16 protein-coding genes are annotated in these 19,616 nt (G+C 56.9%); 5 read left to right on the top strand and 11 right to left on the bottom strand.

Annotated features, from left to right (window positions below):
- Positions 1–143 precede the first annotated feature (143 nt).
- The 4 genes from ubiG to yfaE all read left to right on the top strand — a co-directional run bounded on the left by ubiG (position 144) and on the right by yfaE (position 5,114).
- On the top strand, positions 144–875 hold the full coding sequence (gene ubiG / locus ACFL9S_RS10080) for a bifunctional 2-polyprenyl-6-hydroxyphenol methylase/3-demethylubiquinol 3-O-methyltransferase UbiG (RefSeq protein WP_405261725.1): 732 nt from the start codon (positions 144–146) through the stop codon (positions 873–875).
- Between the two features lie 474 nt (positions 876–1,349).
- Positions 1,350–3,635 carry a class 1a ribonucleoside-diphosphate reductase subunit alpha gene (nrdA, locus tag ACFL9S_RS10075; protein ID WP_405261724.1) on the top strand — a complete coding sequence of 762 codons (2,286 nt, stop codon included), beginning with the start codon at positions 1,350–1,352 and terminating at the stop codon, positions 3,633–3,635.
- 92 nt (positions 3,636–3,727) lie between these two features.
- Positions 3,728–4,858 carry a class Ia ribonucleoside-diphosphate reductase subunit beta gene (nrdB, locus tag ACFL9S_RS10070; protein ID WP_133841419.1) on the top strand — a complete coding sequence of 377 codons (1,131 nt, stop codon included), beginning with the start codon at positions 3,728–3,730 and terminating at the stop codon, positions 4,856–4,858.
- Position 4,859: 1 nt separating this feature from the next.
- On the top strand, positions 4,860–5,114 hold the full coding sequence (gene yfaE / locus ACFL9S_RS10065) for a class I ribonucleotide reductase maintenance protein YfaE (RefSeq protein WP_405261723.1): 255 nt from the start codon (positions 4,860–4,862) through the stop codon (positions 5,112–5,114).
- A gap of 121 nt (positions 5,115–5,235) precedes the next feature.
- Here the strand turns inward: yfaE and ACFL9S_RS10060 are convergent, their stop codons facing one another.
- From ACFL9S_RS10060 to elaB, 8 genes are all read right to left on the bottom strand, one after another.
- Complete coding sequence (locus ACFL9S_RS10060) at positions 5,236–6,426, bottom strand: nicotinamide mononucleotide deamidase-related protein YfaY (protein WP_405261722.1); 1,191 nt, start codon at positions 6,424–6,426, stop codon at positions 5,236–5,238.
- Positions 6,427–6,512: 86 nt separating this feature from the next.
- Complete coding sequence (gene menE, locus ACFL9S_RS10055) at positions 6,513–7,898, bottom strand: o-succinylbenzoate--CoA ligase (RefSeq protein ID WP_405261721.1); 1,386 nt, start codon at positions 7,896–7,898, stop codon at positions 6,513–6,515.
- Positions 7,880–8,848, bottom strand: coding sequence for an o-succinylbenzoate synthase (menC, locus tag ACFL9S_RS10050; protein WP_405261720.1), 969 nt, complete (start codon positions 8,846–8,848; stop codon positions 7,880–7,882). Before menC ends, menE begins: the two co-directional genes overlap by 19 nt.
- The gene (gene menB / locus ACFL9S_RS10045) at positions 8,848–9,705 is read right to left on the bottom strand and encodes a 1,4-dihydroxy-2-naphthoyl-CoA synthase (protein WP_405261719.1); all 858 of its coding nucleotides are present in this window, start codon (positions 9,703–9,705) and stop codon (positions 8,848–8,850) included. Before menB ends, menC begins: the two co-directional genes overlap by 1 nt.
- A 9-nt stretch (positions 9,706–9,714) precedes the next feature.
- Positions 9,715–10,482 carry a 2-succinyl-6-hydroxy-2,4-cyclohexadiene-1-carboxylate synthase gene (gene menH / locus ACFL9S_RS10040; RefSeq protein WP_405261718.1) on the bottom strand — a complete coding sequence of 256 codons (768 nt, stop codon included), beginning with the start codon at positions 10,480–10,482 and terminating at the stop codon, positions 9,715–9,717.
- On the bottom strand, positions 10,479–12,146 hold the full coding sequence (gene menD / locus ACFL9S_RS10035) for a 2-succinyl-5-enolpyruvyl-6-hydroxy-3-cyclohexene-1-carboxylic-acid synthase (RefSeq protein ID WP_405261948.1): 1,668 nt from the start codon (positions 12,144–12,146) through the stop codon (positions 10,479–10,481). The genes menH and menD overlap by 4 nt, the downstream gene beginning before the upstream one ends.
- 85 nt (positions 12,147–12,231) lie before the next feature.
- Positions 12,232–13,488, bottom strand: a complete 1,257-nt coding sequence (locus tag ACFL9S_RS10030) for an isochorismate synthase (RefSeq protein WP_405261717.1) — start codon at positions 13,486–13,488, stop codon at positions 12,232–12,234.
- A gap of 159 nt (positions 13,489–13,647) precedes the next feature.
- Positions 13,648–13,959 carry a stress response protein ElaB gene (gene elaB, locus ACFL9S_RS10025; RefSeq protein WP_405261715.1) on the bottom strand — a complete coding sequence of 104 codons (312 nt, stop codon included), beginning with the start codon at positions 13,957–13,959 and terminating at the stop codon, positions 13,648–13,650.
- Positions 13,960–14,293: 334 nt separating this feature from the next.
- Between elaB and ACFL9S_RS10020 the strand changes: the two genes are divergently transcribed.
- The gene (locus ACFL9S_RS10020; protein ID WP_405261714.1) at positions 14,294–15,952 is read left to right on the top strand and encodes a glucan biosynthesis protein D; all 1,659 of its coding nucleotides are present in this window, start codon (positions 14,294–14,296) and stop codon (positions 15,950–15,952) included.
- A gap of 52 nt (positions 15,953–16,004) precedes the next feature.
- Here the strand turns inward: ACFL9S_RS10020 and ACFL9S_RS10015 are convergent, their stop codons facing one another.
- The 3 genes from ACFL9S_RS10015 to nuoM form a co-directional block, all read right to left on the bottom strand.
- A complete protein-coding gene (locus tag ACFL9S_RS10015) occupies positions 16,005–16,466 on the bottom strand; it encodes a GNAT family N-acetyltransferase (protein ID WP_405261713.1) in 462 nt (153 codons plus the stop codon).
- Between the two features lie 74 nt (positions 16,467–16,540).
- On the bottom strand, positions 16,541–17,998 hold the full coding sequence (gene nuoN / locus ACFL9S_RS10010) for an NADH-quinone oxidoreductase subunit NuoN (protein ID WP_405261712.1): 1,458 nt from the start codon (positions 17,996–17,998) through the stop codon (positions 16,541–16,543).
- A gap of 6 nt (positions 17,999–18,004) precedes the next feature.
- The gene (gene nuoM, locus ACFL9S_RS10005) at positions 18,005–19,525 is read right to left on the bottom strand and encodes an NADH-quinone oxidoreductase subunit M (RefSeq protein WP_405261710.1); all 1,521 of its coding nucleotides are present in this window, start codon (positions 19,523–19,525) and stop codon (positions 18,005–18,007) included.
- Positions 19,526–19,616 lie beyond the last annotated feature (91 nt).

The following is a 19,616-nucleotide window of genomic DNA, read 5'->3' as shown; positions in this document are numbered from 1 at the left end:
CAGTCATGTGTTGAATGGAAAGCGTTGCATTGGCCGCTTTATTGCATTCTGCGCCTCTCCGGCCCGTAGCGCGCCCAACAAAGATGCAAGTTGAAGTATGACGGGTATATACTGCGACAAACTTTGGCTGGAGTAATAACCCAATGAAATCAGAACAAAACGCGGCTACGCAGAACGTTGACCACGGTGAAATCGCTAAATTTGAAGCGGTTGCTTCACGCTGGTGGGATCTGGAAGGCGAATTTAAGCCACTGCACCGGATTAATCCGCTGCGCCTTGGCTGGATTGCCCAGCACGCTGACGGACTGTTTGGTAAAAAAGTGCTGGATGTTGGCTGCGGCGGCGGCATTCTCGCCGAGAGCATGGCGCGTGAAGGCGCCAACGTCACCGGGCTGGATATGGGGGCGGAACCGTTGCAGGTTGCCCGCTTACACGCTCTGGAAAGCGGCGTGACCATTGATTATGTCCAGCAGACGGTGGAAGAACACGCTGAGCAGTTCGCCGGGCAGTACGATGTGGTGACCTGCATGGAGATGCTGGAGCACGTGCCCGATCCGCGCTCCGTGGTCCATGCCTGCGCCCGTCTGGTGAAACCGGGCGGCGAGGTCTTCTTCTCGACCCTGAACCGCAACAGCAAATCCTGGCTGATGGCAATCATCGGTGCGGAATACGTTTTGCGTATGGTGCCGCGCGGCACACACGACATCAAAAAGTTTATCCGTCCGGCAGAACTGCTGAACTGGGTCGATGAAACGCCACTGCGCGAACGTCATATTATTGGCCTGCACTACAACCCGATCACCAACCACTTCAAACTGGCTCCGGGCGTTGACGTGAACTATATGGTGCATACGCACAGCATCATCGAGTCATAAGATGTTGTGATGGGCGAGCGGGTGCAGCCAACGCATCTGCAATTTGAAGGATGACGGGTATAAGATCGCTTTCGTCTTATCCCTGTCATCAAGATCAGGTTATTCTCGCACCATCACGCCATAATGGCCTTGAGGTCTTTTCTTATGTGCACTTTTTCAGCGTCTCAAAACCGGAAGTTTTCAAGCTGAACAAGAAACCCGCGCTCAATCAAAATTCTAAAAATTTTCTCCAGCCATTGACATTGAGCCAGGGCCTTGAGAAACGTGGACTTAGGAAAAAATCCAGCCCTGCAACCGTAATTCCCAGCGAAAATCAAGCCTTGTTAACCACGTGAAAATTACTAGAATACTCACCATATTGTTATCAAGGTTTCCCTCACCCCCTATATGTAGTGTTTATCCACAGAGTTACTCACAATGAGAGATCTGTGTATAAACGTGGGGATTATTTGTTAAGGACAGGTAAAACGCGACATGAATCAGAGTCTGCTTGTAACCAAACGCGATGGTCGCACCGAGCGTATCGATCTCGATAAAATCCACCGTGTTCTCGACTGGGCTGCCGAAGGACTGCAAAACGTCTCCGTCTCTCAGGTTGAACTGCGATCCCACATCCAGTTCTACGAAGGTATCCGCACTTCTGATATCCATGAAACTGTCATTAAGTCTGCTGCTGATCTTATTTCCAAAGATGCCCCTGACTATCAGTACATGGCTGCCCGCCTGGCCATCTTCCACCTGCGCAAAAAAGCCTACGGCCAGTTCGAGCCACCGAAGCTGATTGACCAGGTCACCCGCATGGTTGAGATGGGCAAATATGACCATCACCTGCTGGAAGACTACAGTGCGGAAGAGTTTGAGCTGATGGACGGCTTTATCGACCACTGGCGTGATATGAACTTCTCCTACGCGGCGGTCAAGCAGCTGGAAGGTAAGTATCTGGTACAGAACCGCGTCAGCGGTGATATCTATGAAAGCGCCCAGTTCCTGTACATTCTGGTCGCGGCCTGCCTGTTCTCTGGCTACCCGCGCGAGACGCGTCTGGACTACGTGAAACGTTTCTATGATGCGATCTCCACCTTTAAGATCTCATTGCCAACGCCAATCATGTCCGGTGTGCGTACGCCAACGCGCCAGTTCAGCTCTTGCGTGCTGATCGAATGTGGTGACAGCCTGGATTCTATCAACGCCACCTCCAGCGCCATTGTGAAATACGTTTCTCAGCGCGCCGGTATCGGTATCAACGCTGGCCGCATTCGTGCGCTGGGTAGCCCGATCCGTGGCGGTGAAGCTTTCCACACCGGCTGTATCCCGTTCTATAAGCATTTCCAGACCGCAGTGAAGTCCTGCTCTCAGGGCGGCGTACGCGGCGGGGCAGCCACGCTGTTCTACCCGATGTGGCATCTGGAAGTCGAAAGCCTGCTGGTACTGAAAAACAACCGTGGTGTTGAAGGTAACCGCGTGCGCCACATGGACTACGGCGTGCAGATCAACAAACTGATGTATCAGCGCCTGCTCAAGGGCGAAGATATCACCCTGTTCAGCCCGTCTGACGTACCAGGCCTGTACGATGCCTTCTTCGCGAATCAGCCAGAGTTCGAGCGCCTGTACACCAAATACGAGCAGGACGACAGCATCCGCAAGCAGCGCATCAAAGCGGTTGAGCTGTTCTCACTGATGATGCAGGAACGTGCGTCTACCGGCCGTATCTACATCCAGAACGTTGACCACTGCAATACTCACAGCCCGTTTGACCCGGCTATCGCGCCCGTTCGCCAGTCTAACCTGTGCCTGGAAATCGCGCTGCCAACCAAACCGCTGCTGGATGTGAACGACGAAAACGGTGAAATTGCGCTGTGTACGCTCTCCGCATTCAACCTGGGTGCGATTGAAAGCCTGGACGACCTGCAAGAGCTGGCCACGCTGGCCGTTCGCGCGCTGGACGCCCTGCTCGACTATCAGGACTACCCGATCCCGGCCGCCAAACGCGGTGCAATGGGACGTCGTACGCTGGGCATTGGTGTGATCAACTACGCCTACTATCTGGCTAAAAATGGCGTACGCTACTCAGACGGCAGCGCCAACGTCCTGACGCACCAGACCTTTGAAGCTATCCAGTACTGGTTGCTGAAAGCCTCCAACGACCTGGCTATCGAACAAGGGGCGTGCCCGTGGTTCAATGAAACCACCTATTCTCAGGGCATTATGCCAATCGACACCTATAAGAAAGACCTGGATGCGATTTGTAATACGCCGCTGTTGCTCGACTGGGAAGCATTGCGTGAATCCGTGAAAACGCACGGCCTGCGTAACTCCACGCTGTCTGCGCTGATGCCGTCAGAAACCTCTTCGCAGATTTCTAACGCCACCAACGGGATTGAACCCCCGCGCGGCCATATCAGCATTAAAGCTTCAAAAGACGGTATCCTGCGCCAGGTGGTTCCAGAGTACGAACGTCTGAAAGACAGCTACGAGCTGCTGTGGGATATGCCAAACAATGACGGTTACCTGCAACTGGTCGGCCTGATGCAGAAGTTTATCGACCAGGCCATTTCGTCGAACACCAACTACGACCCGACGCGTTTTGCCAACGGTAAAGTGCCGATGAAGCAGTTGCTGAAAGACCTGCTGACTGCCTATAAGTTTGGCGTGAAAACGCTTTATTATCAGAACACGCGTGACGGTGCAGAAGATACCCAGGAAGACCTGGTCCCTTCCATTCAGGACGATGGCTGCGAAAGCGGTGCCTGTAAGATCTAATCTCCGTGGGCCAGGCTTGCCTGGCCCCTACGCGACACATTGACTCTGTAAGGGTCGGGCATGCCCGACCCTGAACGCATCTGGAATACATCATGGCTTACACCACATTTTCGCAGAATAAAAATAATCAGCTGCTGGAACCGATGTTCTTCGGCCAGCCGGTGAACGTGGCGCGTTTCGACCAGCAGAAGTATGACATCTTTGAAAAGTTGATCGAAAAGCAGCTCTCTTTCTTCTGGCGCCCGGAAGAAGTGGACGTTTCACGCGATCGTATCGACTATCAGGCTCTGCCGGATCACGAAAAGCACATTTTTATCAGTAACCTGAAATATCAGACGCTGCTGGACTCCATCCAGGGACGTAGCCCAAACGTTGCGCTGCTGCCATTGATCTCGATTCCTGAACTGGAAACCTGGATTGAAACCTGGGCATTCTCAGAAACCATCCACTCACGTTCTTACACCCACATCATCCGTAATATCGTTAACGATCCGTCGCTGGTGTTTGACGATATCGTGACCAACGAGCAGATCCTGTCGCGTGCCAAAGATATTTCCGGCTACTACGACGATCTGATTGAGATGACCAGCTACTGGCATCTGCTGGGTGAAGGTACGCACGAAGTGAATGGCAAAACCGTCACGGTCAGCCTGCGTGCCCTGAAAAAACAGCTCTACATCTGCCTGATGAGCGTGAATGCGCTGGAAGCCATCCGCTTCTACGTCAGCTTTGCCTGCTCGTTCGCCTTTGCTGAGCGTGAGCTGATGGAAGGCAATGCCAAAATCATCAAGCTGATCGCACGCGATGAAGCCCTGCACCTGACCGGGACTCAGCACATGCTGAACCTGCTGCGCAGCGGCGAAGATGACCCGGAAATGGCCGAGATCGCCAAAGAGTGCCGCCAGGAGTGCTACGACCTGTTTGTACTGGCTGCCGAGCAGGAGAAAGAGTGGGCAGAATATCTGTTCAGCGGCGGTTCGATGATCGGCCTGAACAAAGACATCCTGTGGCAGTACATTGAGTACATCACCAATATCCGTATGAATGCGGTCGGTCTGGATCTGCCATTTAAAACACGCTCGAACCCGATTCCGTGGATTAACTCCTGGCTGGTTTCCGATAACGTGCAGGTCGCGCCGCAGGAAGTGGAAGTCAGTTCTTACCTGGTCGGTCAGATTGACTCTGAAGTGAACGCCGACGATCTCAGCGACTTCGAGCTGTAAGATGGCGAGCATTACACTGCGTACCACCGGTACGCAGCTTGAATGTCATGATGAACACCCTTCCCTGCTTGCCGCCCTGGAGTTCCACCGGGTGTGCGTGGAGTATCAGTGCCGCGAAGGCTACTGCGGTTCGTGCCGCACGCGCCTGCTGAAGGGTGAAGTCAGCTACAGCACGACGCCGCTGGCGTTTGTTCAGCAGGGTGAGATTTTACCCTGCTGCTGCAAGGCCGACGGGGATATTGAGATCGCCCTGTAATGGGTTGATCGGGGCAATCTCATCAACATCGGGTCGGGCATGCCCGACCCCTACAAATTTCCGATAATCAATACCGTCACCGCGCACTATGTAGGGGCGAGGCATGCCTCGCCCGGCGCTTTTACAACGTTTCCACCACATCAATCCAGCCGTGCCCGGTGGTCACCGACTGACCATTTAGCCAGCGGCGCAGCATGTTCATCGCCAGCATTGCCACCATCTCCTGCCGCGCTTTCAGACCATGTCGGCTAACGTTAAACTTCACTTTTTGCGCAAACGTGCCGTCCGGCGTGTGCAGAGCAAAGCCCAGACGATCGTCTTCCAGACTTCCGACCACCAGCGACAACCGGGCGTGGTTCAGTTTCGCCAGCTGCTGACTGCGTGCCGCCAGCAGGCCCAGTGACTCACTCTGAACAGGCAACACGTTGCCCGCAGCCAGAGTCGCCCCGGCGGAAATAAGCTGCCATTGCAGCAGCCCGGCGCTGAACTGCTCGCTGACGGCAAGCGAGAGCTTATGTTCTTTCAGACGCCGCGCCAGCTGCTCAGGTAAGGTTTCAAACCCTTCGAAGATCACACTGTCACCGGCAATCTCGCGCACCTGCTGCCAGAACTGTTCCATCTCAGCCAGCTTAGAGGCCGGGCCGTTCAGCTTCAGTTCAATAATCGGCATGGATGCGCGGTAACCCATCACCACCCCTTCCGGCAGCGGTAAAGGTTCAATGTCGGAGGCGAGGTCACTCTCCCCACGGCCAAAGGTGGTCATCCGCAGGCAGACAGGCGGTTCGGGCAGCTGGAAGCGGGCTTTCAGGCGCGGCAGGATTTGATCCATCACCATCACCTTGTATTCGGAAGGGACACCCGGCGTGAAGAAGATCCAGCAGCGATTGAGCTGCATGGCGAAGCCACAGGCGGTGCCGACCGGGTTATCGATCATCTCCGCACCCTGTGGGATTTCTGCCTGTTTACGGTTACTGGCGGCCATCACTTTGCCACGGCTGGCAAAGAAGGCTTCCATTTTCGCCAGCCACTCAGGATGCATTTGCAGTTCTACTCCGGCGGCGGTGGCGGCGGCCAGCGCACTCAGATCATCACTGGTTGGCCCGAGGCCGCCGTTAACAATCAAGACATCAGCCACTTTGCTGCGCTCGGTCAGTACCGTCACCAGATCCTGCAAGCTGTCCCCTACCGTCTGACGGCTGGTCATCGGTAAGCCCTGCTCAAACAGTACGCCAGCCAGCCAGGCTGCGTTAGTATCGACGATTTGTCCGTGCAGCACTTCGTCGCCGGTCGCGAGCATTTCCACTCTTATCATGTTGTTCTCCGGGTGTACTCAAGCTTTACACTGTAAGAATCACCCGGCAGAAACACAACGTCAATTTCCAGTTCATTTCCAATCGTTCAGACTTGTGATCTCAAACAGGCCTGAGTCTGGTTTGCCACCCACGCCTTCAGTTGCACGCGTGAGCGCTTAATCGCCCCGGCATGATCGGGCGGTAGGGGATACCACGCGACCGGGCGCTGATATCCCGCCAGCTTCGGCGCGGCCCAGTCTGCCAGCGTCTCCAGCCCAATACTGCCTTCCACCAGTGCGACCGCGCGATGACCGTATTCGGCATCCACTTTTGGCACAATAAATACCTGCGTCACCGCCGGATGGGCCACCAGGATTCGTTCAATCTGCTCTGGCTGTACCGACTCTCCGCCTGAAAAAAACAGATTATCGCGCCGTCCGTCGACTAGCAGCTCACCCTGCTGCCAGCGCCCGCAGTCACCGGTACGTAACCAGCCGTCCCGATCCGTCAACGGCATCAGCGCCCCCTGTAACCAGTAGCCGGATGCCAGCGCAGGCGAACGTACCCAGATCTCACCGTCCACTATCTTCACCTGATGGCCCGCCAGCGGCGCACCTACGCCAGGATGTGCATCTGCGCGCCGGGCACAGAGGGTCGATGCGGTTTCCGTCATCCCGTAGCCACAATAACAGTGCAGCCCGGCAGCCTCGGCCTGGCGCGTCAGCTCTGCGGGGATTTGCGCACCGCCCAGCAATACCGCACGCAATCGGGCGGGTAAAACAGGCTGATGCAGCAGACGCCAGAGCTGGGTGGGCACCAGAGACGCGACGCTGCTGCGTGCCAGTGCAGCATACAATCCTGCATCATCGGGGATCACCAGCGTGGCCCCGGCCAGCAGCCAGCGCCAGAGGATGCCCTGCCCGGAGACATGGAACAGCGGCAGCGACAATAACCAGCGGTCACCGGGCGTCAGTGCCATCAGACCGACAACCGCCGCCGCGCTGTGCAGATGGGCGCTGAAGGTGTGGGCCGCAGCTTTAGGCAACCCGGTCGAGCCAGAGGTCAGCGTCAGCGTGGCGATCTGATCCTGCTGCCACGGCTGACTGCCATCGCCTGCCACCGGACGCAGCGCCAGCGTGGGTATCTCCAGACAAGCGCCCCCGGCCAGATCGAGCACAAAGTCCGGTGCCAGCCCCGGTAACAACTGGCCCAGCTGGGCATCCGGCAGTTGAGGGTTAAGCCCCAGCACCCGCGCCCCGCAGGCCATCAGCCCGAGCCATGCCAGCAGCGCCGCCAGACTGTTCGCGCTGCGCAACGCCACTAAGTCTCCGGCGGCCACGCCTTGCTGATGAAAGCCCTGCGCATGCTCTGCCACCGCCTGTGCCAGCTGCTGCCAGCTGAGCGTGACCTCACCATTATCAATCGCCCGCGCCTGCGGGCAACGGCGCTGCCAGCCGCGCCAGGGCCAGTCGGTTAGCGTTGCCAGAGACATTGCAGCGCCTCTCTGTCCTGCATCGGTAACAGGCTGCCGGGCCACGCCCGCAGCACCTGCTGCTGCATCAGTTGCAGCGTGTCCAGGCCTGGCCGCACGCCTGGCGTCAGCCAGTGCGCCAGACGGGCCAGCTGGGTCAGCCCGACGCTGGACTCCAGCGCACTGCTGATCACCGGGGTTAATCCCTGCGCTGTCGCCTGTAACACCTGATGCTGCACGCGCTGAATACTGCCCGTCAGCGTAGGTTTGATCACCACAGCCACCACACCCGGCGCGGCGGAAAGTGCATCATCCTGGTCACGCAGGGTTTCATCCCAGGCAATGTTAATCCCTGTTTCAGCGGCAAAGGCGAGGCTTTGCTGCCTGTCGCGGCACGGCTCCTCGATAAACGCAATGCGTGAACGCAGCGCCGGCGACACATAGCGGGCAAAGCTCAGCGCCTTTTCCAGCGTCCAGCTGCGGTTAGCATCCAGACGCAAGGTGAGGTGCGGTAACGCCTCCAGCAACAGATTGACCTGCATGCCATCGCGTATCGCCTCGTACAGGCCCACTTTCATTTTTGCCAGCGGTTCTGGCTGGCACAGCAGTTGCTGAAACAACGCATCCGGATCGCCGCTGCACAGCTGCGCCAAACGATACTCCCCTTCGGCGGGCAGGCTGTTGGTCAGTTCGGCCTGCGCACAGCTGAGGCCAAAGGCCACAGAAGGCAGCTCACTCTCTGCGGGCAGCTCGCCATCACACCACTTCGCCAGCCAGTCCATCGCCTGCTGCTGTGCCTGCTCCGGCGTCTCGTGACTAAACTCAGGAAGGGGGGCAATTTCCCCCCAGCCTTCCGCCTCTCCTTCCACAAGCTTGACCAGCAGCCCCTGACGGGTTTTTAAGCGTTGATTTCGTAACACCACCCCGGCATCCAGCGCGATCTGATAACCATATAACGTCGCGCGACGCATCAGGGATTACGCCGGAAGTTGCTGAAGTCAGGCTGACGCTTCTCGTTAAACGCATTGCGCCCTTCCTGCCCCTCTTCCGTCATGTAGAACAGCATGGTGGCATTGCCCGCCAGTTCTTGCAGCCCGGCCTGGCCGTCACAGTCGGCATTCAGGGCCGCTTTCAGGCAGCGCAGTGCCATCGGGCTGTTTTGCAACATCTCGCGGCACCAGCGCACCGTCTCTTTTTCCAGCTCGGCCAGCGGCACCACGGTATTCACCAGCCCCATATCCAGCGCCTGCTGTGCGCTGTACATCCGGCACAGGAACCAGATTTCACGCGCCTTTTTCTGGCCGACAATGCGCGCCATATAAGCCGCGCCCCAGCCGCCATCAAAGGACCCCACTTTCGGCCCGGTCTGACCAAACTGGGCATTATCCGCCGCAATAGTCAGGTCGCACATCATATGCAGGACATGGCCACCACCGACCGCATAGCCCGCCACCATCGCCACGACCGGTTTCGGGCAGGTGCGGATCTGACGTTGCAGATCGAGGACATTCAGATGATGAACGCCCGCGTCATCCTGATAGCCGCCGTAATCGCCACGCACTTTCTGGTCCCCGCCTGAGCAGAATGCCCGTTCGCCTTCGCCGGTCAGTACGATCACACCCACCGCCGGATCGCGGCGTGCATTATCCAGCGCCTGCTGGATTTCACTGACCGTTAACGGGCGAAAGGCGTTGCGTACTTCAGGGCGATTAATGGTGATTTTGGCAATACCATCATCCGTTTTATGGTAGCGAATATCGCTGAACTCAGCGCCGCAATCCCGCCACTGCGCCGGGGCACTCAGCAGGCTTTCATCTGGATACAACATCACAGCTCCTTAATTATGATTGAGCACGCGGGCAAGTTGATGGGCAAATGCCAGGGGATTCGCCAGGTGCGAGTTATGGCCTGCTGCGGGGATGACCGCAGGAGGAAGTGCAGCCTGCTGAGCAAGCTGCAAAAATTTCTGATCCCATTCACCGCACAGATAGCGGAACGGGAAGGTTTTCTCACGCAGTTCCGGCAGCAGATCAGGCTGCACCGAGAGTGAAGTGGCCTGTAACATCGCCGCCAGATCTTCGCCGCGATTGTTGAGCCGCCGGGCGACCAGGCGCTGCCGCTGAATAGCGGTCAGTTCGGCAAACACGGGCTGCTGATACCACTGGGTCAGCGCCTCTTCCAGCGGCTGCTGGCGGAAACACTGCACCCAGCCCTGGTCATGCGCCCGGCGGCTGGTGCGCTCACTGGCGCTGCTAAGACCAAAATGCCCGGCTTCCACCAGCAATCCCGCCAGACCGTTACCGGCGTGGCGGCAGGCGTGATACAGCGCCAGACGTCCGCCGAGGGAGTAACCGATCAGCCAGTAGCGATCGACCTGGTGATAGTGCAGCGTGGCGTTGAGCCGCTGGCATAAATCATCAAAGCCGCTGACGGTCTGCGCACGTGAGCCGCCGTGACCGGGTAGATCAATACTGAGCAGCGGCCAGTGGCTGAAATAGCGCTGAACCGGTTGCCAGTCCGTCGCACTCCCGAGAAAACCGTGCAGCCATACCAGTACCGGACGCGTACTGTGATGGTGCCCCTGCCAGTGCGCATGTAGCATCATAAATGGACCACCTCGCTGGCGCAGCGCGCCAGGGTTTGTGCACCCTCATCACCGTCTGTCACCACCTCAATCAAGGTGATGCCCGAACTGAAACCCTGTTCAACCGCCTGCTGAAGTGCCTGCCAGCTGGCTGGCTGCGCAAAGTGCAAACCAAACAGTGCCGCCGCATGACGAAAATCGACCCTGGGCGGCATAGTGAAGAAGCGTTCACGTTCAGAGACTGGCGTCGGCAGCATAGAGAAGATCTGGCCGCCCTGATTGTTCACCACGATAACCACCACCGGCGCAGAGGCCTGCTGCAACAACGCCAGGCTATTCAGATCGTACAGCGCGGAGAGATCGCCCAGCAGAATCAGCAGCGGCTGGCCCGTGCCACGTTGCACGCCCGCTGCCGTTGCCAGTAACCCGTCGATGCCGCTGGCGCCGCGATTGCAATACAGCGGATAGCCAGCAGGAAGCTGCGCAAAGGCATCCACCAGGCGGATGGCGAGGCTGTTGCCGATAAACAGCGCACCGTTTTCCGGCAGCAGTGCGGGCAGACGATGCGCCAGCTGTGCCTCGCCAAACTGCTGCAAATGCTGTTGCAGATAGTCACGGGTCCGTTCAGCCAGCCTCGCCAGCTGCGGGCACCAGGGCTGACGAGGTGCCGCAGGATGGTGCTGCAACCAGTCCGAAATATCGGCCTGAATACGTCGCCCGCCAAGGCTCCCCGGATGGCGCTGACCCGGTAACACGTCAATCAGCCAGTACATCTCAGTGCCGCTGCGGTTTTGGTAGTTGAGCAGGTTTTTCCCTGTCAGGCTGCTGCCGAACTGCACCACGATCTGCGCCTCACTCAGCGCCAGCTGTGCCGAAGGATGCCCCAGCCACAATGCGGCACCAGGCAGCGGCTGCCCGGTTTGTGACACCACGTCACCCAGCAGCGGCCAGCCCAGCATCCCAGCCCATTCGGCCAACTGCTGCCCCTGCTGAGCGCTGACGCGCCCGACAATCACCACCCCGCGCTTCTGACGCCAGCGCAGCCAGTCGTCTTCGGTCGGCGTCTGGCTGCGCTGCGGATATTTCAGCCAGGGTTCGTTGCTGTGCCACCAGCTTCCCAGTTCATCCTGCCAGCTAAGGTAATCGCTACTGTCATCGCCATACAGCGGTTCAGCAAAGGGGCAGTTGATATGCACGCCGCCATGCTGCTGCTGTGCCAGCAAGGTATCAACAGCCGAGACCAGCCAGCGAGCGGGGATCGCGGGTGAAGGCCGGGGAAGATTAAGTGCAGCAGAAACGTGGGGAGCAAAAATACCTGACTGTTCAATGGCCTGGTTCGCCCCGCAGTGAATCAGTTCAGGTGGGCGGTCAGCGCTGATGGCGACCAGCTTTTCTCCGGTCAGATGCGCTTCGACCAGCGCGGGATGGAGGTTGGCAACCGCCGTGCCGGAAGTGACAATGATCGCCACAGGTTGATGGGTGGTTTTTGCCAGGCCGAGCGCGAGAAAGCCGAGGCCGCGCTCGTCAAAATGGGTATGACACACCCATTTATCACTGGCTGCCGCCGCCAGAGCCAGCGGTGCAGAACGGGATCCGGGAGCAATGCAGATATGCCGTATACCGTGGCGCGTCAGCGTTTCCAGCAGTACGGTAGCCCAGCGGCGATTAAACGTTGCGTGCGACATTTCTTGCTGCATAGCCACTCCAGATCAAAAATCCTTGCGCTATTATAATCAGCTGAATTAATGCCCTTTTTGATTTGGGCCAGTTTTACCCCTGGTTTTCCGCCGTGAGTAATGTGCCCAGCGTAGCCGCTTTGCGCTCAATCTCCTGCCACTCCAGCTCCGGTTCCGAGCCACTGACAATACCCGCTCCGGCGTATAAACGGACCTGTGAACCGGTCACCTGCGCACAACGGAGCACCACGGCAAACTCACTTTTCGAGTGCGACAGATAGCCTACGGACCCGCTGTACCAGCCGCGACTGAAGGGTTCCTGCTGGCGAATAAAAGCCTGTGCGGCTGCGCGCGGTAGCCCGGCAACGGCCGCCGTGGGCTGAAGACGATCGATGCATTGCGCATCGTCCGGCTGCATTAACCGGGCGCGCACCCGCCGCCGTATATGTTGCAGGTGACGCAGCGGCAGCAACTCTGCGGGCATCACTTCCAGTTCAGAGACAATATCCGCCAGTCGCTGACGAATATCCTCCACCACCAGGCTGTTTTCCCACTGGTTTTTTTTATCCATCAACAACCCAGCCTGATGCAACCCTGCGGTTCCGGCCAGGGCTTCACTTTTCAACTGGTTGCCCTGGCGCGCATACAGTCGTTCAGGGCTGGATCCCACCAGCGCCTGGCCGGCTTCCGTGGCCAGCATAAAATGGTAGCAGTGCGGATTAATGCGCTGGCTGGCGGCCAGCAAGGCGGCGGCAGACAAGGGACCAGACAGGCTGAAATCGCTAACGCGTGCCAGCACCACTTTATCGAGTTCACCGTCCGCAATGGTTGCAAGCGCGCGGTTAATCTGCAGGAACCAGCCCGTTTTGTCCGGGGCATGATGTACATGATGATAATGAGGCAACGATGCCGCAGGTTGCACCGGACGCAGGTCCGCCAGCCAGTGCAACAAACGCTGCGCTTCCTGCTGCAACGACGTATCGCTGACCAGATTAAGCGTTAACTGCTGCCCTGCGCTGTCCTGCTGCCACAGCAGGACGGGCAGAAACAGATCGCTGGCACCAAAGATACGGTTAGCGCCAAACACCCGCCAGCCAGGCGGCAGAGTCTGCACGCGCCGGGAGGCTTCTGCTGCCGAGTCATAGCGCTCAAGCGCGCCACAGGCTGCCACAATCTCCTCACCGCTGCGTGATTGCCAGTAAAACAGTGGCCAGCAGGCCTGGGAAGCCAGCCAGCTCAGCGCATCGATTTCGGGGGAAATGCGGACGTTGATTTGCCGCTCGCCGGGCACCGACTCGCTCACCTGCGCGAGCTGGATGCAAAGCTGTTCTATCGCCTGAGCAACGTGCACGCTGACCTCAACAGAAAGTAGAAAACAGATGGGACGTTATGTTAACGGGATTGGCACGGCAGGATATTGATCTGGAAACAGCGGGGGGAAATGAACAGACGCCCGGAAGGACGTCTGCTGTGCTACTGAGTGTTGTTCTACTGCCTGTTTTCTACTGACTTAACGACGCGCCAGCAGCAGACCGATGACCAGGCCCAGAGTGGCACCGACACCAATCCCCTGCCAGGGTTTGTCGTGAACATAGTCATCAGCACGCGTAACGGCCTGACGAGCACGCACATAGTAAGTATCGGAAGCATCGCTAATGCGGGACTTCACCTGGTTCAGTGATTTTTCCGCTTTCGCTTTCAGCTCAACGTATTTCTGATCGGCCGGATCGCCCGACGACTTCAGCACTTCTTCCAGGGTTTCAGTGAGCAGCGCCAGATCGTCATCCAGGCGAGTTTCATGTGGTTCAGTCGTTGTTGCCATTTCCATTCTCCTTGGGCGAAAAATCTTCGTCAGGTAACTATAGACAGTTTTTGCCGCTCTGTTTGATGAAAACCGCCAGGAATCGACTGAGAATGGCGCGCTTCGGGGCAGTCACTCGGGCCAAAGGGTGCTTATTTTCCTGATATTTACGTTAATTCACATGCGAAACCACTGCGGCAGCTAGATTTATCTGATAAATTTTGCGTGAACTGAATCATTACCCAGGCAAGCTGTCGTAACTCCCTGTAACCGGGCTGATATCCGGTGAAGCGAATGCGTGCAAACGCACGACAGTCACTACAAACTCCGTTCACCTGAGGAAATTATTTCCGGCATGAATCGAAGAATGTTTATGAAAGCGTCAATGGCATTCGCAACCCTCAGTGGGATGTCGGGTTTATCCACGTTGTTCTCCCAGGCTGCCTGGGCGGAAGACGGGATTGCCGATGGTTCCGCAAAGCGATTTGATTTTGATGTGCTAAAAAAAATGGCCGCCGACATGGCAAAACAGGCCTATGGTGGTGCTCCGGCGCCGTTGCCTGAAACACTGGCAACATTGACGCCGCAGGCCTATAACGAAATCCAGTACGATGCCAATCATTCGCTGTGGAACGGCATCGACAACCGTCAGCTTGACGTTCAGTTCTTCCATGTGGGGATGGGCTTTAAGCGCCGTATCCGCATGTTCTCCGTTGACGGCACCAGCCGTGAGGCGCGTGAAATTCACTTCCGCCCTGAGTTGTTTAACTACAACAATGCTCACGTCGACACCAAACAGCTGGAAGGCAAAACCGACCTCGGCTTCGCCGGTTTCCGTGCGTTTAAAAAACCGGAGCTGGCAAAACGCGACATCGTCTCGTTCCTGGGCGCCAGCTACTTCCGTGCGGTCGATGAAACCTTCCAGTACGGTCTGTCCGCTCGCGGCGTAGCCATCGATACCTTCAGTAATGGTAAAGAAGAGTTCCCGGACTTTACTGCCTTCTGGTTCGAAACGCCGAAAGCCGATGACACGACCTTTGTGGTTTACACCCTGCTGGATGGCCCGAGCTGCACCGGTGCGTTTAAATTTACCATTCACTGCGAAGATAAACGTGTGGTGATGGAAGTGGAAAACCACATTTATGCGCGTAAGGATATCCAGCAGTTGGGTATCTCGCCGATGACCACCATGTTCAGCTGTGGCAATAACGAACGCCGCATGTGCGACACCATCCATCCTCAGATCCACGACTCCGATCGTCTGGCCATGTGGACCGGAAGCGGTGAGTGGATTTGCCGCCCGCTGAACAACCCGCAGCGCCTGACGTTTAATGCCTATCAGGATGAAAATCCGCGTGGTTTTGGCATGTTGCAGCTTAATCATGACTTCGACAGTTATCAGGATGTGATTGGCTGGTACAACAAGCGCCCTAGCCTGTGGGTGGAACCGGTGGGTAAATGGGGTAAGGGTGCGATTAACCTGATGGAGATCCCAACCACAGGTGAAACGCTGGATAACATTGTCTGCTTCTGGCAGCCAGCCGATGCAATTAAAGCCGGGAGCGAGCACAGCTTCTCCTACAAGCTTTACTGGAGCGGTCTGCCACCGGTTCGTAGCGGTCTGTCACGCGTCAACGCAACCCGTACCGGCATGGGCGGTTTCCCGGAAGGCTGGGCACCTGGCGAGCATTATCCCAACGTCTGGTCACGCCGTTTCGCGGTCGACTTTGTGGGTGGTGACCTGAAAGCCGCAGCACCGAAAGGTATTGAACCGGTAATTAACGTCACTTCCGGTACGCTGAAGCAGGTCGAGATCCTCTACGTTGAACCGATTGATGGTTACCGTATTCTCTTCGACTGGTATCCAGACAGCGACTCCACCGATCCGGTGAATATGCGTCTGTTCCTGCGTACTAAAGATGAGACGTTGAGCGAAACCTGGCTGTATCAGTATGTCCCGCCGCCACCGGACAAGCGTAAATACGTCGATGACCGGATTATGACCGCCGGTTAATCAACGATAACGCCAAGAATGCGGGGCGACCAAAAAAGGTCGTCCCGTACAGTTACTGCTCCAGACTACGCTGCATATCAATATGCGGAATATCATCCTCCAGATACTCCCCGCTGACCGCAACAAACCCCAGACGCGCATAGAAACGGTGCAGATGCGCCTGTGCAGAAAGAAAGATCGGCTGCCCTGGCCAGTGCCGTTCGCAGCTGTTCATGGCCTGCTCCATCAGCCGACTCCCCAGGTTCAGCCCGCGTGCCTCACCGGATACAATCACCCGACCAATTTTGACCGGTTGACCTTCGCCTTGAGGCATCAGAATACGTGCGCAGGCAACCAGCTGATTGTCGAGGATACCCAGCAGATGGCGGTTTTCCCCGATCAGATCCGCGCCATCAATATCGAGATAAGGGCACTGTTGCTCAACGATAAATACCGCGTTACGCATTGCCAGCAGCTGATAGAGTTGGGCGACATTGAGTTCGCTGTGATGCAGGTCGTGCCAGATGATATCCATCAACGTAACTCCTCAGACTGAAGCAAAAAAAATCGGGCCACTGTGGGCCCGATTATTACCTGTCTTGCACCAAATTACATCAGCGGCTGTGCCAGTTTCACCAGCGAAATAAGCGGCTGCGGGTAGATACCCAATATCAGCACCAGAATCGCGGAAATCAGCACAACCACACCACCGGCAGTAAATGCCCAGTTGGCAGGCGCATCACGCTGGGACAGTTCAGGTGGTGACAGATACAGACTGACCGTCATACGCAGGTAGTAGTAAAGGCCAATGGCGCTGCCCAGGACCACAGCCCCGGTCAGCCACCACAGGTGCGCACTCACACCCACTGCAATCACGTAGAACTTACCGATAAAGCCCAGCGTCATCGGGATACCCGCCAGCGACAGCATCATCACGGTCATGACGGAGGCGAGGATCGGACGGTGCCAGAACAGGCCACGGTAAGAGTACATAGAATCGGCATCCGGGCCACGGTACGGGCTGGACATCAGGCTGACCACACCAAAGGCACCCAGGCTGCTGAACAGATAGCCGGCCAGATAAACCCCAACGGTTTCCATCGACAGCTGATGGGTCTGTACCGCAATCAGGGCAACCATCAGGTAACCGAGGTGAGCGATAGAGGAGTAACCCAGCAGGCGCTTGATATTGCTCTGCGAGATTGCCATCAGGTTACCGAACAGCATGGAGGCTACGGCAATCAGGCTAAGTACCGTGCGCACACCTTCGTTATCCGCCATTGGCGCATACATAAACAGACGCATCAGCACGCCAAAGATGGCGATCTTGCTGGCGGTTGCCAGGAAGGTGGATACCGGTGCAGGTGCGCCCTGGTAAACATCCGGCGTCCAGAGATGGAATGGCACCAGCGACAGTTTAAAGCCAAAGCCGACGATCATCAGACCCAGGCCCGCTAACAGCAGCGGCTCATTGATCACGCCGTCATTCAGGCTTTTACCCAGTGACGCAAAATCAAGGCTACCGGAGTCAGCATAGACCAGCGCCATACCAAACAGCAGGAACGATGAGGCCGCAGCCGACAGAATGGCGTACTTGATGGCCGCTTCCAGCGAACGTTTTTGCTGGAAGGCATAACCCACCAGACCAAACAGCGGCAGCGAGATCAGCTCAATACCAATGAACAACGACGCGAGGTGGTTCGCACTGGCCAGCACCACGCCACCCAGAGCGGCGATCAGTACCAGCAGATAGAACTCTTCGCGGTTATCCGGGTAGGTTGCCAGCCACGGATAGGCAAAGGTACAGGTTGCCAGGCTGGCAAGGATCACCAGCCCGGTATACAGCATGGCATAGCCGTCAATCCGCATCAGCGGAGTGACATCCATTGGCCCTGCCTGGCCGACAAAATAGAGTGAAAACAGCGCCAGGTTAAGACCAACGACGGCCAGCGTCGCATTGACGAAGTGGTTGCGTCGCCACGCAATGGACAGCATCACAACTACCACCGTCAATCCGACGATCAGCAGCGGCAGAAGCGGGATCAATTGTTGAGGAGTTATTGTCATGGCGAATTACGGCCTTGTAGTTGAGATTGAAGCAGTAAACCACTGCTGAATATTGCTCATCGCAGCATGCGAGGTATCCAGAATCGGCTGCGGATAAACACCCAGCAACACCAGCAGGACCACCAGCACCATAATCATCAGGAATTCACGCGCAGACATACTACGCAGCGACGTGTCTGACTTCGGCGCACCGTAGTAAGCGCGTTGCATCATAATCAGCGAGTACACTGAAGCAAACACCAGGCCGAAGGTCGCGATAACAATAATCACTGGCACCGACTGGAAGCTGCCCGTCAGGATCATAAACTCCCCGACGAAGTTACCCGTCCCCGGCATCCCCAGGTTTGCGACCGCGAAGAACAGTGACAGACCCGGCAGCCATTTGATACGTGACCACAGGCCACCCATCTGACGCATGTCGCGGGTATGCAGACGCTCATACAGCTGACCACACAGAATAAACAGCGCAGAAGCAGAAAGACCGTGCGCAATCATCTGGATGACAGCCCCCTGGAACGCCAGCTGGCTGCCGGTGTAGATAGCAATCAGCACGAAGCCCATATGGGAAATCGAGGAGTAAGCAATCAGACGTTTGATGTCGTACTGCGAGAACGCCATCCATGCGCCGTAGAAGATACCGATAATCCCCAACCACATGGCAATGGGAGCAAACTCAGCAGAAGCATTCGGGAACAGCGGCAGTGCAAAGCGCAGCAGACCGTAGGCCGCCGTCTTCAGCAAGATACCGGCAAGGTCAACCGAACCCGCTGTTGGTGCCTGGCTGTGTGCATCCGGCAACCAGCCGTGCAATGGCACCACCGGCATTTTCACCGCGAAAGCGATGAAGAAACCGAGCATCAGCAGATACTCTACGGTATGTGACATTGGGGTTTTTAACAGCTGCTCGTAGTTGAATGTCCAAATGCCCGTGGCGTTATAGTGAACAAACACCAGTGCCAGAATGGCAATCAACATCACCAGACCGCTGGCCTGGGTATAGATGAAGAACTTGGTGGCAGCGGTAATACGCGTCTTCCCGTCGGAGGCTTTGTGGCCCCAGAGTGCGATCAGGAAGTACATCGGCACCAGCATCATTTCCCAGAAGAAGAAGAACAGGAACAGGTCGATGGCAAGGAACACGCCGATCACGCCACCCAGGATCCACAGCAGGTTCAGATGGAAGAAGCCCTGCCATTTTTCAATCTCATTCCACGAGCAGAGGATTGCCATCAGGCCCAGCAGGCCGGTCAGTACCACCATCAGCAGCGACAGTCCATCCAGTGCCAGATGGAATTCAATGCCGAAGCGCGGGATCCACGGTACGGAGAACTCAGATTGCCACTGAGGCAAACCGGCCGCCTGAGTCAGAGAGTAGTCACCCTGCAGCCAAAGCTGCAGCGAGAGTACAAACGTCAGCCCCATTGCGATCAGTGCAATCCAGCGTGGCAGCTTAGGCCCGAAGCGTTCCAGCTGCCAGCTCAGTAAGCCACCGACAAACGGGATGAATATAAGCCAAGGTAATAACATGGCGGTCTTTCCCTTTTTATTCTCTGTCCGGGCTATCTTGCTCGGAATTTTGCTTCCCGGCAGTGCTCGCAATGCTCACATACTTCAGTAT

The organism is Erwinia sp. AnSW2-5 (assembly GCF_045107195.1).
In the GTDB taxonomy this organism is placed as follows: domain Bacteria; phylum Pseudomonadota; class Gammaproteobacteria; order Enterobacterales; family Enterobacteriaceae; genus Erwinia.
This window is presented reverse-complemented; position numbering and strand designations above follow the sequence as displayed.

Bases quoted from the DNA above. Each gene is read 5' to 3' on its own strand.
- ACFL9S_RS10015 (WP_405261713.1), bottom strand. From the start codon at position 16,466: ATGGATATCATCTGGCACGACCTGCATCACAGCGAACTCAATGTCGCC.
- menD (WP_405261948.1), bottom strand. From the start codon at position 12,146: ATGTCGCACGCAACGTTTAATCGCCGCTGGGCTACCGTACTGCTGGAA.
- nrdB (WP_133841419.1), top strand. From the start codon at position 3,728: ATGGCTTACACCACATTTTCGCAGAATAAAAATAATCAGCTGCTGGAA.
- ACFL9S_RS10020 (WP_405261714.1), top strand. From the start codon at position 14,294: ATGAATCGAAGAATGTTTATGAAAGCGTCAATGGCATTCGCAACCCTC.
- menB (WP_405261719.1), bottom strand. From the start codon at position 9,705: ATGTTGTATCCAGATGAAAGCCTGCTGAGTGCCCCGGCGCAGTGGCGG.
- nuoM (WP_405261710.1), bottom strand. From the start codon at position 19,525: ATGTTATTACCTTGGCTTATATTCATCCCGTTTGTCGGTGGCTTACTG.
- nuoN (WP_405261712.1), bottom strand. From the start codon at position 17,998: ATGACAATAACTCCTCAACAATTGATCCCGCTTCTGCCGCTGCTGATC.
- menC (WP_405261720.1), bottom strand. From the start codon at position 8,848: ATGCGTCGCGCGACGTTATATGGTTATCAGATCGCGCTGGATGCCGGG.
- yfaE (WP_405261723.1), top strand. From the start codon at position 4,860: ATGGCGAGCATTACACTGCGTACCACCGGTACGCAGCTTGAATGTCAT.
- nrdA (WP_405261724.1), top strand. From the start codon at position 1,350: ATGAATCAGAGTCTGCTTGTAACCAAACGCGATGGTCGCACCGAGCGT.
- ubiG (WP_405261725.1), top strand. From the start codon at position 144: ATGAAATCAGAACAAAACGCGGCTACGCAGAACGTTGACCACGGTGAA.
- ACFL9S_RS10060 (WP_405261722.1), bottom strand. From the start codon at position 6,426: ATGATAAGAGTGGAAATGCTCGCGACCGGCGACGAAGTGCTGCACGGA.
- elaB (WP_405261715.1), bottom strand. From the start codon at position 13,959: ATGGCAACAACGACTGAACCACATGAAACTCGCCTGGATGACGATCTG.
- menE (WP_405261721.1), bottom strand. From the start codon at position 7,898: ATGTCTCTGGCAACGCTAACCGACTGGCCCTGGCGCGGCTGGCAGCGC.
- menH (WP_405261718.1), bottom strand. From the start codon at position 10,482: ATGATGCTACATGCGCACTGGCAGGGGCACCATCACAGTACGCGTCCG.